10 protein-coding genes are annotated in these 14,821 nt (G+C 41.4%); 7 read left to right on the forward strand and 3 right to left on the reverse strand.

Features of this window, described 5'->3' with window-relative positions; all coding sequences use genetic code 11:
- Positions 1-8: 8 nt before the first annotated feature.
- Positions 9-2,168: a class 1b ribonucleoside-diphosphate reductase subunit alpha gene (gene nrdE, locus P7J58_RS00220; protein WP_408555355.1), complete on the reverse strand. Its 2,160-nt coding sequence runs from the start codon at positions 2,166-2,168 to the stop codon at positions 9-11.
- A 32-nt stretch (positions 2,169-2,200) separates the two neighbouring features.
- On the reverse strand, positions 2,201-2,419 hold the full coding sequence (nrdH, locus tag P7J58_RS00225; protein WP_004299071.1) for a glutaredoxin-like protein NrdH: 219 nt from the start codon (positions 2,417-2,419) through the stop codon (positions 2,201-2,203).
- Between the two features lie 386 nt (positions 2,420-2,805).
- On the opposite strand from nrdH, the gene acnA reads away from it, so the two are divergent.
- The 6 genes from acnA to P7J58_RS00255 all read left to right on the forward strand — a co-directional run bounded on the left by acnA (position 2,806) and on the right by P7J58_RS00255 (position 11,563).
- Positions 2,806-5,475, forward strand: coding sequence for an aconitate hydratase AcnA (acnA, locus tag P7J58_RS00230; protein ID WP_408555354.1), 2,670 nt, complete (start codon positions 2,806-2,808; stop codon positions 5,473-5,475).
- Complete coding sequence (locus P7J58_RS00235; protein WP_408555353.1) at positions 5,472-6,590, forward strand: citrate synthase; 1,119 nt, start codon at positions 5,472-5,474, stop codon at positions 6,588-6,590. The genes acnA and P7J58_RS00235 overlap by 4 nt, the downstream gene beginning before the upstream one ends.
- A gap of 2 nt (positions 6,591-6,592) precedes the next feature.
- Positions 6,593-7,786 (forward strand): NADP-dependent isocitrate dehydrogenase, encoded by a 1,194-nt coding sequence (gene icd, locus P7J58_RS00240; protein ID WP_408555352.1) that lies wholly within the window; start codon positions 6,593-6,595, stop codon positions 7,784-7,786.
- A gap of 141 nt (positions 7,787-7,927) precedes the next feature.
- Positions 7,928-8,191 carry a phosphocarrier protein HPr gene (locus P7J58_RS00245; protein ID WP_024378446.1) on the forward strand — a complete coding sequence of 88 codons (264 nt, stop codon included), beginning with the start codon at positions 7,928-7,930 and terminating at the stop codon, positions 8,189-8,191.
- Positions 8,192-8,195: 4 nt separating this feature from the next.
- Positions 8,196-9,929 (forward strand): phosphoenolpyruvate--protein phosphotransferase, encoded by a 1,734-nt coding sequence (gene ptsP, locus P7J58_RS00250; RefSeq protein WP_408555351.1) that lies wholly within the window; start codon positions 8,196-8,198, stop codon positions 9,927-9,929.
- Between the two features lie 209 nt (positions 9,930-10,138).
- Entirely contained in the window at positions 10,139-11,563 is a 1,425-nt protein-coding gene (locus P7J58_RS00255) for an NADP-dependent glyceraldehyde-3-phosphate dehydrogenase (protein ID WP_044688012.1), read from the forward strand.
- Positions 11,564-11,779: 216 nt separating this feature from the next.
- Here the strand turns inward: P7J58_RS00255 and P7J58_RS00260 are convergent, their stop codons facing one another.
- Positions 11,780-13,267, reverse strand: a complete 1,488-nt coding sequence (locus P7J58_RS00260) for a DUF1846 domain-containing protein (protein ID WP_044773150.1) — start codon at positions 13,265-13,267, stop codon at positions 11,780-11,782.
- Between the two features lie 273 nt (positions 13,268-13,540).
- On the opposite strand from P7J58_RS00260, the gene P7J58_RS00265 reads away from it, so the two are divergent.
- Entirely contained in the window at positions 13,541-14,812 is a 1,272-nt protein-coding gene (locus tag P7J58_RS00265; RefSeq protein ID WP_408542353.1) for an MFS transporter, read from the forward strand.
- Positions 14,813-14,821 lie beyond the last annotated feature (9 nt).

The raw sequence follows: 14,821 nt of genomic DNA on the forward strand, positions 1-14,821 counted from the left end.
CTCACATCTTAGATCACACAACTTTCACATTGGTTTGCGCCGACTTCTTCGCCGTCATCGGTAAAGGTACGGATGTAGTAGATAGACTTGATCCCTTTGTTGAAGGCGTAGTTACGGAGGATAGAGAGGTCACGGGTGGTTTGCTTGTTCTCGGTTTTCCATTCGTAGAGTTCTTTTGGAAGCTCACTACGGAGGAAGAGGGTGAGGGACAAGCCTTGGTCAACGTGTTCTGTTGCAGCAGCGTAGACATCAATGACCTTGCGCATATCCATGTCATAGGCAGACTTGTAGAATGGAATGGTTTCAGTTGCCAAACCAGCTGCTGGATAGTAGATTTTACCGATTTTCTTCTCTTGGCGTTCTTCAATCCGCTGGGTAATCGGGTGAATAGAAGCAGAAACATCGTTGATGTAGCTGATAGATCCATTTGGAGCAACAGCTAGGCGGTTTTGGTGATAGAGTCCGTCAGCTTTTACCTTTTCACGAAGCTCCGCCCAATCTTGTCCACTTGGAATGAAAATGCCTTCAAAAAGTTCTTTGACGCGGTCAGATTGTGGTTGGTAGTCACCAGTCACGTATTTATCGAAATAAGTGCCGTCTGCGTATTTTGATTTTTCAAAGTTATGGAAAGTAGCCTTGCGTTCGCGGGCAATATTGTTTGATTCTACCAAGGTCCAGTAGTTGAGGAGCATGAAGTAGATGTTGGTAAATTCTACGGCAGTTTTTGAACCGTAATCAATCAAGTTCTGAGCCAAGTAAGAATGAAGTCCCATGGCACCAAGACCGATAGAATGCGCACGTTCATTTCCAGCTTCGATAGACGGTACTGCAGAAATGTGCGAGTGGTCCGTCACATAAGTCAAAGCGCGTGTCATGGTACGGACAGAAAGTCCAAAATCAGGTGACTTCATCAGGTTGACGATGTTAGTTGAACCAAGGTTGCATGATACATCTGTCCCCATGGTCAAGTATTCCTGAGAATCATTGATGACGCTTGGAGTTTGTACTTGAAGAATTTCTGAACAGAGGTTGGACATGATAATCTTACCATCGACAGGATTGCTACGGTTGGCAGTATCGATGTTGATAACGTATGGATATCCAGACTCTTGTTGGAGTTTGGATATTTCTGTTTCCAAGTCACGTGCCTTGATTTTTGTCTTACGAATGCGAGGGTTTGCCACCAATTCATCGTATTTTTCTGTGATGTCAAGGTAGCTATAAGGGACACCGTATTCCAACTCAACTGAGTATGGGCTGAAGAGGTACATGTCTTCGTTTTTACGTGCCAATTCGTAGAATTTATCAGGAACGGTGATACCGAGTGATAAGGTCTTCACGCGAACTTTCTCATCGGCATTTTCTTTCTTAGTCGAAAGGAAGGAAATAATATCTGGGTGGAAAACATCCAGATACACTACCCCAGCCCCTTGGCGTTGGCCAAGTTGGTTAGAGTAAGAGAAGCTGTCCTCGAAAAGTTTCATGACAGGAACAACCCCAGAAGCAGCTCCCTCGTAGCCCTTGATTGGAGCCCCTGCCTCACGCAAGTTGCTGAGAGAGATACCAACCCCACCACCGATACGGGACAATTGCAGAGCAGAGTTGATGGAACGTCCGATGGAGTTCATATCGTCAGTGACTTGGATGAGGAAACACGATACCAACTCACCGCGACGGGCACGACCTGCGTTGAGGAAAGAAGGAGTAGCTGGCTGGTAACGCAAATGAATCATTTCGTTAGCCAAGTTCAAGGCCAACTCTTCATTTCCTTCTGCAAAATACAGGGCGTTGAAGAGAACACGGTCTTCCATGCTCTCCAAATAGTAGGCACCGTCGTTTGTTTTGAGGGCATACTGGTTGTAGAACTTGTAGGCAGCCATGAAAGACTTGAAGCGGAAGTTTTGGTCTTTCAAGAATTGATCAATCCTGATGATAAATTCTGGACTGTATTGGTCCAAAAATTCTTTCTCAAGATAATTTTCTTCTAATAAGAAGGCAATCTTGTCCAAAATGGAATCAAATTGTTTGGTATTTGGGATAACATTTTCTTTAAAGAAGGCCTTAACCGCTTCTTGGTCCTTGTGGAGTGGGATTTGCCCATTAACAGGACGGTTGATTTCGTTATTTAAACGGAAGTAGGACACATCGCCTAGCTCTTTTAAACTCATAATCGCAATCTCTTTCTATAAACAGTAGGGAGTTAAACCAAGGCTTTTAGTTTTCCTGGTTGAAAACCTGAGAAAACATCATTTTCAGTTTCGATAACAGGTGCAGCTGAGAAACCGAGACCTTTTACGTGATCGATAAATTCAGGCTGTTCATCTAGATTGATTTCTTTATAATCTACACTATGTTGGTCCAAGAATTTCTTGGTCATTTTACACTGTACACAATCATTTTTTGAATAGATCGTTACCATTCAATTTCTCCTTTGTCCATAAGGGATTAATAAAAAATCCCAATTTTGTTACCAATCTAGGATACAAGATTTTAAGGTTAAAGTCAAGAAGGAAGTTTATTTAAAATCACAAAATATAGTGCATAATATTTTTATAAAACACCATATATTGTACCTCAGCTCATTGCCACTAAGTCGAAAGATAGCGTCTACATAGCTGTTTCTATTTAGTTTGAGAACCCTAACAATCTCTCGGGAAAATATAAATTAGCTTTTTTGCAAATGTCATAATATTTTGAAGGAAACATACGGTGTCACAAAATATAACATTTATGGTTATACATGTATTGAATATATATTACCTTTTGTACTATACTATTCAATAATGCTGAAAGAGGTTATAAAATATGGAAAAATCACATAGAAGAAGCTTGTTTCATAAAGGGAAAGAATATTCATATTATGCATTGGATTCGATTTCAACGGAAGAAAAAGTGGATATTCATTCACTTCCCTATACTATTCGTATTTTATTAGAAAGTCTTTTAAGAAAAGAAGATGGTATGGATGTTACAAAAAATCACATAATGGAGTTGCTTCATTATCAGGCTGCATCTCCTAAAGGAGAAATCCCCTTTAAACCTAGTCGTGTTATTTTGCAAGATTTTACAGGTGTTCCTGTTGTGGTAGATTTAGCCTCCATGCGTGATGCGGTGGTGAAAGCAGATGGAAACCCTGAATTGATTAACCCAGAAATTCCAGTGGATTTAGTCATCGACCACTCTGTTCAAGTTGATTTTTTTGGGACTGAAGATGCTCTGGAGAAAAATATTGACTTAGAGTTCGAGAGAAATAATGAACGTTATGAATTTCTGAAATGGGCAGAGAATTCCTTTGAAAATTATCGTGCTGTGCCTCCAGCGACAGGAATTATCCATCAGGTAAACATTGAATTTCTAAGCGATGTTATTATCAACAACGATGGTTTGCTTTATCCAGATTCTATGTTTGGTACAGACAGTCATACGACCATGATTAATGGTATTGGTGTACTTGGTTGGGGTGTAGGTGGTATTGAGGCGGAAGCTGCAATGTTGGGTGAAGCATCTTATTTTCCTATCCCTGAGGTGATTGGTGTTCGCCTAGCAGGGCAATTGCCTAAGGTTGCTACTGCAACGGATTTGGCGCTTAAGGTCACTCAACTTCTACGTCAGGAAAATGTAGTTGGGAAGTTTGTCGAATTCTTTGGATCAGGTTTATCTTCTCTTACATTAGCGGATCGAGCAACGGTTTCCAATATGGCTCCAGAATACGGTGCGACTTGTGGCTATTTCCCGATTGATGGAGAAACTTTACATTATATGAGATTGACCAACCGTTCGGAGGAGCACGTGGAGTTGACAGAAGCCTATGCTAAGGCTAATTATTTATTCTATGATGCTGAACGTTTTCCGTCTTATAGCAAGGTTTTAGAATTGGATTTATCGACAGTAGTTCCATCTATTTCTGGTCCTAAAAGACCACAAGATTTGATAGAACTAACAGATGCAAAAGCAGAGTTTCAGGCTAGTTTAATACGTGAAGTAGGTGTGCGTGGATTTGGTTTGGAGGAAGCAGAGTTAGATAAAACAGCCATGGTTAAGTACGTTGAAGGAGAGGAGCAAATTCAAACAGGTCATGTTGCTATTGCGGCGATTACCTCATGTACAAATACATCCAATCCGTATGTCCTTTTGGCGGCAGGATTACTGGCAAAAAATGCGGTAGAAAAAGGTTTGGCGGTTTCTAAGACGGTCAAGACGTCATTGGCACCAGGCTCAAAAGTAGTGACTGGTTATTTGAAAAAATCAGGTTTGCAGACCTATCTAGATGCCTTAGGGTTCAATTTGGTTGGTTATGGTTGTACAACTTGTATCGGTAACTCAGGTGATCTGCGTCCTGAAGTAGCGGAGGCGATTAAGGAAGAAGATTTATTGGTCTCTGCGGTATTATCTGGAAATCGTAACTTTGAAGGACGGATTAATCCATTGGTAAAAGCTAATTTCTTAGCGAGCCCTCCGCTAGTAGTTGCCTATGCTATTGCGGGAAATATGAATGTAGATTTAACAAGGGAACCGCTGGGGTATGATGAGAAGCAACAAGCTGTCTACCTTGCGGACATCATGCCAAGTCGTGAGGAGGTAGATGACTACATTGAGCGTTATGTGACTCGTGACCTTTATAAGGAAGAATACCAACAGGTATTTACAGATAGTCAGGCTTGGAATGCGATTGAAACAAAGACAGATAAGAATTACAATTGGAATTCATCTTCTACCTATATTCAAAATCCGCCCTATTTTGAAAATATGCAGGCAGATTTATCCATAAAACCACTGGAAAATTTATCTGTTTTGGCTAAATTTGGCGATTCTGTAACGACAGATCATATTTCCCCGGCAGGGAATATTGCGCGATTGAGTCCAGCCGCTCGTTATCTCGAAGAGAATGGCATTGTTTATAAGGATTTTAATTCTTATGGAAGTCGTCGTGGAAATCACGAAGTCATGATGCGTGGGACTTTTGCAAATATTCGTATAAAGAATGAGCTGGCAGATGGAAAAATTGGTGGTTGGACAAGAGTTGGTGATGAGATTCTTTCAATCTATGATGCGGCTATGAGATATAAGGAAGCTGGTATCGGTAGTATTGTTATTGCTGGTAAAGACTATGGGATGGGGTCAAGCCGTGATTGGGCAGCCAAGGGTTCAAGTTTACTTGGTGTGAAGGCTGTTCTTGCTGAGTCATTTGAGCGGATTCACCGTTCAAACTTAGTGATGATGGGTGTTCTTCCTTTACAATTTTTAGAAGGTCAGTCGGCAGAAAGTCTTGGCTTGACTGGACATGAGAGCTATACAATCGACTTGCCAGAAGATGCCGGTGTTGGTCAAATTGTAACAGTCCATGCGCAAACAGACGATGTTACAAAGGAGTTTCAAGCTCTGGTGCGGTTTGATGCAGAGGCGGATATTCGTTATTATCGCCACGGAGGTATTTTACCTATGGTAGTAAGAAAGAAACTAGGAGGAAAGGTATGACAGAAACGAATGGGTTAAAAGATGCGATTGCCTGTGATACGCGAATCAGTGCAATTGAAAATGACCGCTTGTCCTATGCAGGATATGACATTGCTGAATTGATGGAGAATAACGCTTCTTTTGAGGAAGTGATTTACCTCCTTTGGAATTTGCATTTGCCAACGCAAATTGAATTGAATTATTTTGAGAAAAAGTTGCGTGAGGAATATGCTATTTCTGATGCGGTAGAGCAATGTATTCTGATTCAATCACGGCGACATTTGCATCCTATGAGCGTGTTGCGTTCGACAGTATCTCTCCTTGGAGTATATAATGTACACGCTGAAGAGAATTCGTTAGAAGCTTTGTATGAACAATCTATTCAGATTATGGCCAAGGTTCCGACGATTATTGCAACATTTGCTCGTTTGAGACGCGGATTGGTTCCAATTGAACCGCGGTCTGATCTGGGTTTTGCGGCGAATTTTCTTTATATGCTGAATGGTGAGGAGCCGAGTGATTTGCAAATCAAAGCCTTTAACAAAGCTTTGGTGCTTCATGCTGATCATGAATTGAATGCGTCTACTTTTGCTGCGCGTGTCACGGCATCAACGTTAACGGATTTATATTCTTGTGTTACCACGGCAATTGGGACTCTGAAAGGCTCATTGCATGGTGGTGCAAATGAACGAGTGTTTGACATGTTGTTAGCTATTCGCGAGAGTGGTGATACCGAGAGATATTTGCAGAAGAAGCTGGATTCGAAGGAAAAAATTATGGGATTTGGTCATCGAGTCTATAAAACGGTTGATCCTCGTCAAGAGTATTTGAAGGAGATGGCGCGTGATTTGACATTCGGAACAGACGATGAAGCGTTTTATAGATTGTCAGAGGAAGTAGAGAGCTTTATTAAAAACAAAAAAGGTTTAATTCCAAACGTAGACTTCTATTCGGCGACAGTTTACCATGTACTAGGTATTGATAGTGATATTTTTACATTGATTTTTGCAATGAGCCGTATGGCGGGGTGGATTGCACATGTCCAGGAACAACGGAAAAATAATAAATTGATTCGTCCGCGCTCTTCCTACTTAGGCGGTAGGAATTTGGTTTACATCCCGATTGGAAAGAGGTAAATATGGCAGAAAAAATCCTGATGAGAGAGGGACGGTTAATTGTCCCAGATTATCCCGTTATTCCCTATATTGAAGGAGATGGTATTGGCAGGGATATTTGGTCAGTCAGTCAAAAAGTTATTGATGCTGCAGTGAAAAAAGCCTATGCAGGTCAACGTTCTATTCAGTGGAGGGAGGTTTTGGCAGGAGAAAAGGCTTATGAATCAATAGGAACTTCTTTGCCGAATGAGACACTGGAAATAATCCGTGAGCATTTAGTTGCAATCAAAGGTCCCTTGGGGACGCCGATTGGGAAAGGTCATCGTTCTCTTAATGTTGCACTTCGTCAAGAATTAGATTTGTATGCCTGTGTGCGTCCGATTCGCTATTTTAAGGGAGTGCCAAGTCCGCTGAAAGAGCCTGAAAAGACGGATATTACTATTTTTCGTGAAAATACAGAAGATATTTATGCAGGTATTGAATGGGAGGCTGGTTCAGATGAAGTTGCCAAAGTCATTTCCTTTCTGCAAGAAGAAATGGGAGTGGTAAATATCCGTTTTCCAGAATCTTCAAGTATTGGTATCAAACCGATTTCGGAAGAAGGGAGTAAACGCCTCATTCGCTCTGCAATTGATTATGCCTTGAAACATCAGTTGAGAACCGTGACATTAGTACACAAAGGGAATATCCAAAAATTTACAGAAGGCGGTTTCCGCAAGTGGGGTTATGAATTGGCGAAAGAAGAATTTGCTACAGAACTTGCAGAGGGGACTTTGGTAGTAAATGACATTATTGCGGATAACTTTCTGCAGCAGATTTTATTGGCACCGGAAAACTTCCAGGTGGTTGCTCTTACAAATCTAAATGGAGATTATGCATCAGATGCTCTTGCGGCTCAGGTCGGAGGAATAGGCATCTCACCGGGTGCTAACATTAATTATCAGACAGGTCATGCTATCTTTGAAGCGACACATGGAACTGCTCCTGATATTGCAGGAAAGGATCTGGCTAATCCATGTTCCCTCTTGCTTTCGGCTTGTATGATGTTGGAATATATAGGCTGGAAAGAAGCAGCTGCTTTAATTATTCAGGCCTTGGAAGACGCTTTTATAAATAAAAATGTTACGCTTGATTTTGCTAAAATTTTGGACGTTGCTCATCAATCTACTAGTCAATTTTCAGAAGTTCTAATAGATTCTATAATGAAGAAAAAGTAAAATGAACCTCTCTTTTTATGACGGAAACATGAAAGAAAGGTAAAAAAATCTTGAAAATGATTTCAAAAAGTGGTATAATGTCTTTTGTAAGGGTTATCACAAATAACTCACAATTTTGTAAAAATAAAGGAGAATCCAAATATGGCTTCAAAAGATTTCCACATTGTGGCAGAAACAGGTATTCACGCACGTCCAGCAACTTTGCTTGTTCAAACTGCTAGCAAATTCGCTTCAGACATCACTTTGAACTACAAAGATAAATCAGTTAACCTTAAATCTATCATGGGTGTTATGAGTCTTGGTGTTGGTCAAGGCGCTGACGTAACAATCTCTGCTGAAGGTGCTGATGCTGACGACGCAATCGCAGCTATCACTGAAACAATGGAAAAAGAAGGATTGGCATAAGAATATGACAGAAATGCTTAAAGGAATTGCAGCATCAGATGGTGTTGCTGTTGCTAAGGCATATCTACTCGTTCAGCCAGATTTGTCCTTCGAAACTGTTACAGTTGAAGATACAAATGCAGAAGAAGCTCGTTTGGATGCAGCTCTTGCAGCATCTCAAAACGAGCTTTCTCTTATTCGTGAGAACGCAGTAGCTAGCCTAGGTGAAGAGGCCGCAGCCGTATTTGATGCACACTTGATGGTTCTTGCTGACCCAGAAATGATTGGTCAAATTAAGGAAACTATTCGTGCTAAGAAAACAAACGCTGAGGCTGGTTTGAAAGAAGTAACGGATATGTTCATCGCTATTTTTGAAGGTATGGAAGATAACCCATACATGCAAGAGCGTGCAGCAGATATCCGCGACGTTGCAAAACGTGTCCTAGCTCACTTGCTTGGCGTTCGTTTGCCAAACCCTGCGACAATTGATGAAGAGTCAATCGTTATCGCACACGACTTGACACCTTCAGATACAGCACAATTGAACAAACAGTTTGTAAAAGCCTTTGTAACAAACATCGGTGGTCGTACAAGCCACTCAGCTATCATGGCTCGTACACTTGAGATTGCTGCTGTATTAGGTACTAATAACATTACTGAAATCGTTAAAGATGGCGATGTACTCGCTGTTAACGGTATCACAGGTGAGGTTGTTATCAACCCTTCTGAAGAAGTGATTGCAGAATTTAAAGCAGCTGGTGAAGCTTATGCAAAACAAAAAGCTGAATGGGCTCTGTTGAAAGATGCTCAAACTGTTACAGCTGACGGCAAACACTTTGAATTGGCAGCTAACATCGGTACACCAAAAGACGTTGAAGGTGTAAATGATAACGGTGCTGAGGCAGTTGGTCTTTACCGTACAGAGTTCTTGTACATGGACTCACAAGACTTCCCAACTGAAGATGAGCAATATGAAGCTTATAAGGCTGTTCTTGAAGGTATGAATGGCAAGCCAGTTGTGGTTCGTACAATGGATATCGGTGGTGATAAGGAACTTCCTTACTTCGATCTTCCGCACGAAATGAACCCGTTCCTTGGTTTCCGTGCTCTTCGTATCTCTATTTCTGAGACTGGTAACCAAATGTTCCGTACTCAGTTGCGTGCCCTTCTTCGTTCTTCTGTACATGGTAAACTTCGTATCATGTTCCCTATGGTTGCCTTGTTGACTGAATTCCGCGCAGCAAAAGCAATCCTTGAAGAAGAAAAAGCAAACTTGTTGGCAGAAGGTGTTGCAGTCGCGGATGATATCCAAGTTGGTATCATGATTGAAATCCCTGCAGCAGCAATGCTTGCAGACCAATTTGCCAAAGAAGTTGACTTCTTCTCAATCGGTACAAACGACCTTATCCAGTACACAATGGCTGCTGACCGTATGAATGAACAAGTTTCATACCTCTACCAACCATATAACCCATCAATCCTTCGCTTGATCAACAATGTTATCAAGGCTGCTCACGCAGAAGGCAAATGGGCTGGTATGTGTGGTGAGATGGCTGGTGACCAACAAGCTGTTCCACTTCTTGTAGGTATGGGCTTGGATGAGTTCTCTATGAGTGCAACATCTGTACTTCGTACACGTAGCCTTATGAAGAAACTTGATACAGCTAAGATGGAAGAATATGCTCACCGTGCCTTGACAGAATGTGCAACGGCAGAAGAAGTTCTTGAACTTCAAAAAGAGTATGTTGATTTCGATTAATAAGAAATTTAAAGTTTGGAGTAGATAAACTACTTCAAACTTTTTTTGTATGCTCCAGCATTGAGTACTATATATTTTTTGAGATATACGGCTTAAAATACTTTGAAGATTGAAATTAATTTGAAAGAAAATTTGAAATTTTCTAAAAATTATTGCAAAATAAGATTTGTTATGTTACAATAATCACATTATACTCAAAGGAGGAAGAAATGAAGGCGTATAATAATTATATTAACGGTTCTTGGGTTGGATCAGAAAAATCAATCGCGATTCACTCACCGATTAATCAAGAAAAACTTGGTACAGTTCCTGCTATGTCAAAAGAAGAAGTTGATCAGGCAATGGAAGCTGCTAGAAAGGCATTACCTGCTTGGCGTGCCCTTTCAGCATTTGAACGTGCTCAATATTTGCATAAGGCAGCAAATATTTTGGAAGAACGTAAAGATGCAATCGGTGAAATTTTAGCTAAAGAAGTTTCGAAAGGGATCAAGGCTTCCATCGGAGAAGTGGATCGTTCTGCCCACCTCATTCGTTTTGCTGCAGAAGAAGGTTTGCGTGTTTATGGTTCATCTTTAGAGGGTGGAACCTACGAGCCAACTGCTAAGTCAAAGGTTTCTTTGGTTCGTCGTGAACCTGTAGGTATCGTATTGGCGATTGCACCGTATAACTACCCTGTTAACTTATCGGCTTCAAAAATTGCACCTGCTTTAATTGGTGGCAACGTAGTTATGTTTAAACCACCTACACAGGGTTCAATTTCTGGTCTATTGTTGGCGGAAGCTTTTGCAGATGCTGGTATCCCAGCGGGTGTCTTTAATACCATTACTGGTCGCGGTTCAGAAATTGGTGACTACATCATTGAACATCCAGAAGTAAACTTCATTAACTTTACGGGTTCAACGCCAATTGGTCAAAAAGTCGGTAAATTAGCAGGCATTCGTCCAATTATGCTTGAATTGGGTGGTAAGGATGCAGCAGTTGTTATGGAAGATGCGGATTTGGACCACACTGCAAAAGAAATTGTAAGTGGTGCCTACAGCTATTCAGGTCAACGTTGTACGGCTATTAAGCGTGTTCTTGTTATGGATTCTGTAGCTGATGAATTGGCTGCGAAGTTGAAAGCAGAAGTTGAGAAATTGACTGTCGGTGATCCATTTGAGAACAAGGACATTACGCCAGTTATTGACGAACAATCAGCAGAATTTATTGAAGGCCTAGTTCGAGATGCACAGGCTAAAGGTGCAACGGAATTGACACCATACAAACGTGAGAAAAACTTGATTTGGCCAACCCTTCTTGACCATGTTACACCAGATATGGAAATTGCTTGGGAAGAACCATTTGGACCAGTTCTTCCAATTATTCGTGTTTCATCATTGGATGAAATGTTGGAATTGTGTAACCAATCTGAGTATGGTCTTCAATCTTCTATCTTTACAAGCAACTATCCATTTGCTTTTGATTTTGCTTCTAAATTAGAAGTTGGTACGGTTCATATCAATGCTAAGACGCAACGTGGTCCAGATAACTTCCCGTTCTTGGGTGTCAAGGGTTCAGGAGCAGGTGTACAAGGTATCCGTTACAGTATCGAAGCGATGACTAAAGTGAAGTCAGTGGTATTTGACGTTCAATAAAATAATAAGGGGGTGGGAAGACGAACTCTTTTTAAACTGGTCGAGTTCTTTCCCACTCCCTAATTAGAGCCCACTCAACCACTGCGTCAAGTTTAACTATTGAAAAAAACTAAGGAGGCCAGGACTTTTGTCCCAGCCTTTTTTTTATTATATACAGGCAACCACTCATTCACGAAAAAAGTTCCAACCTCAAAATGAGATTAGAACAGGATTTGGTTATTTAGCTTGATAAAACTTATTGTGTTGGTAGATAGGGTCAAAGGTAAGATTGATACCTAATTTACGAAGGACACTCTTGTCTTCATCAGAAAGGATAACAGTCGAGTGGGCTTCGCTACCATTTAATTGGCCTAATTCTTTCATGGCACGTGCAGCAAGAGGGCTGTCTTGTGCAGTAATGGCAAGGGCGTTAAGAATCTCACTTGCATCGAGTCGTGTATTGGTCTTATCCAGATAATCTGCCTTCAATTCTTGAATTGGACGGATGTAGTTTGGTTCGATGAGAAGTGTTTCATCATCGATGTTAGCAATTTGCTTGATGGCATTCAGGAGAACAGTTGCAGTTGGCTTGAGGAGGTCGGATGTCTTACCTGTTACCATCTCTCCATTTGGCAACTGAATAGCTAGGGCAGGGCTGGCTGTCAGCTCTGCTTTTTCGCGCGCAGCGATAACAACCTTACGATCTGCTGGTGTCACACCGACTTCATTCATGAGGAGTTCAATCTTTTTAACTGCTTGCTCGCTCACCCGCTCTGCCTTGAAATCAACGAGTGTCTGATAGTAGCGACGGATGATTTCTTGCTTGGAAGCCTCAATAGCAGCTTCTTCATCAACGATGGAGTAGCCCACCATGTTAACGCCCATATCTGTCGGTGAGGCGTAAGGTGATTTGTTCAAAATACGTTCAAAGGTACGGTTGAGGACAGGGAAGACCTCGATGTCACGGTTGTAGTTGACCGCAGTTTTGCCGTAAGTTTGCAGGTGGAAGGGGTCGATCATGTTGAGGTCGTCTAGGTCGGCAGTTGCTGCTTCATAGGCCAAGTTAACGGGATGGTGGAGTGGTAAGTTCCAAACTGGGAAGGTTTCAAACTTGGCATAGCCTGATGTTACGCCATGCAGTTGGTCGTGGTAAAGTTGGGAGATACAGGTCGCCAATTTACCTGAACCAGGTCCAGGTGCGGTGACAACGACGAGGTTGCGACTAGTTTCAATGTAGTCATTTTTGCCCATACCTTCTGGTGAGATGATGTGGTCAATATCAGAAGGATAGCCCTTGATTGGGTAGTGGAGATAGGACTTGATACCATGTTTTTCCAACTGTTTGCGGAAGGCGTCTGCGGCTGGTTGGTTGCGGTATTGGGTAATGACCACAGAACCAACATAAATATCAATATCATTAAATGTATCAATCAAGCGGAAGACTTCTTGGTCGTAAGAAATACCTAGGTCGCCGCGTGCCTTAGAATGCTCGATGTTGCTGGCATTGATGGCGATGACAATTTCTACTTGGTCTTTTAATTCTTGGAGGAGTTTGATTTTGTTATCTGGTTCATAGCCAGGTAAAACACGGGCTGCGTGGAAATCTTCCAGCATTTTTCCACCAAATTCCATGTAGAGTTTGCCTTCGAACTGGGCAATACGCTCTAAAATGTGGTCACGTTGCAAATTCAAGTATTTAGTTGAATCAAATGCGATTTTCTTCATTATAAATATGTCCTCCAAATGTGTATTAATCTCTGGGAAAACAAAAAATAGCTCCCTAAAACTAGGGAGCCTTTTCTCCGACCTCTCAAAAGAGGTGCCCGAACAATACTATAACAAACTGTGCTAATCTTGTCAAGAAAAAGTCAGATAGAAGAAAAATTAAACAAGTGTTTAAAAAATATTTAATTTTTATAAAATTAAATATTGACTTTATTAAAATAAAGTGTAAAATAAGATTAAACAAATATTTAATTTTATTAAAAGGAGTTTCTTATGAAAAAACTAGTCAACAATAAATTGTTCCTGTCCAGCTTTGTAGCGGACTTGATTTCCAACTTTGGCGATACGCTTTACTATCTAGCCCTGATGAACTATGTATTGCTTCTACCAGATACCAAATTTGCTCTGGCCATGATTACCGCTTCTGAAACCTTGCCGATTTTGGCAGGCCTCTTCATCGGAATCTGGGCAGATAAGACCAAAAACAAATTGGATACCATCCTAGCGACCCTACTGGTTCGTGTTGGTTTGTATACCTTGGTTGGTTTCCTCATGGGATTTACCCCAGCCCTGTGGGTTGTGGCAGTGGTCTGCGTCATCAACTTCCTGTCTGACCTTGCTGGTCAATACGAAAACGGTCTCTATATGCCAGTCAGCTTGCGGGTTGTGGCTGCTGAAGACCGTGAAACAGCTATGGCTTTTAAAATGACTGTTAAAAATCTCTTGCAGATCGCCTTTCAAGCCAGTGGTGCCATCCTGATCGGATTTATGTCTTACCAGAATCTCGCCTTCTTCAATGCAGGGACCTTCTTGGTCAGCCTTGCCATCATGGCAACCCTCCGTCCAGCTTTTGCCAAGTTGTTGAAAGAGAGTCCTATCCAAGAAGTTGAACAAACCGAAACAGAAGCAGGACTTATCAAGGGAATTGGTCAGAGTATCAAAGATTCCTACCAAGCCGTGCAGAATATTCCTGTTCTTAAAGCGTCAATCATTACCATTGCAAGCTTGAATGCGATTTTTACTGCCCTCTCACCATTAGCAATTCTTAATATGAAGGAGTTTTCAGACTTTGTGATTGTCAATGCGGGGACAACGGTGGCTCTGATTTCCATTCTCTTCTCAGTTGGTAGTATCTTGGGGTCAAGTATCGGTATGGCTCTTTTCAAAAATGTTAGCTTGGTCAACCTCCTCAAGTTTTCTACTCTTATGCCTGTTTTACTTTTCTCAGGTTTCTTTCTTCACAATATTTATGTGGTGCTGGCAGTGATCTTCGTAACGGCAGTGACACTGGGAATTTTCAACCCGAAAATGAGTGCTCTGGTTATGAATGAACTGCCAGAGGATAAATTGGCAACTGTCGGTGGTGGGATTGATGCTTTCTGCCAGATTGGTATGGTAGCTGGTCAAGCCTTGGTTGCTCTTATGGTGACGGTGCTTTCTGCGACAAGTATTTCTCTCATCTTCCTCTTGCTTTCTGTGGGACTAGTAAGCTATACTATTCTTGTGGGGCGTAGGCCTAAAAATGAAGTAGTTGTTAAAGCTTAGAAAGTATAC

Origin of the sequence: Streptococcus suis, assembly GCF_046032535.1 — a bacterium.
Classification (GTDB): Bacteria; Bacillota; Bacilli; order Lactobacillales; family Streptococcaceae; genus Streptococcus; species Streptococcus suis_AK.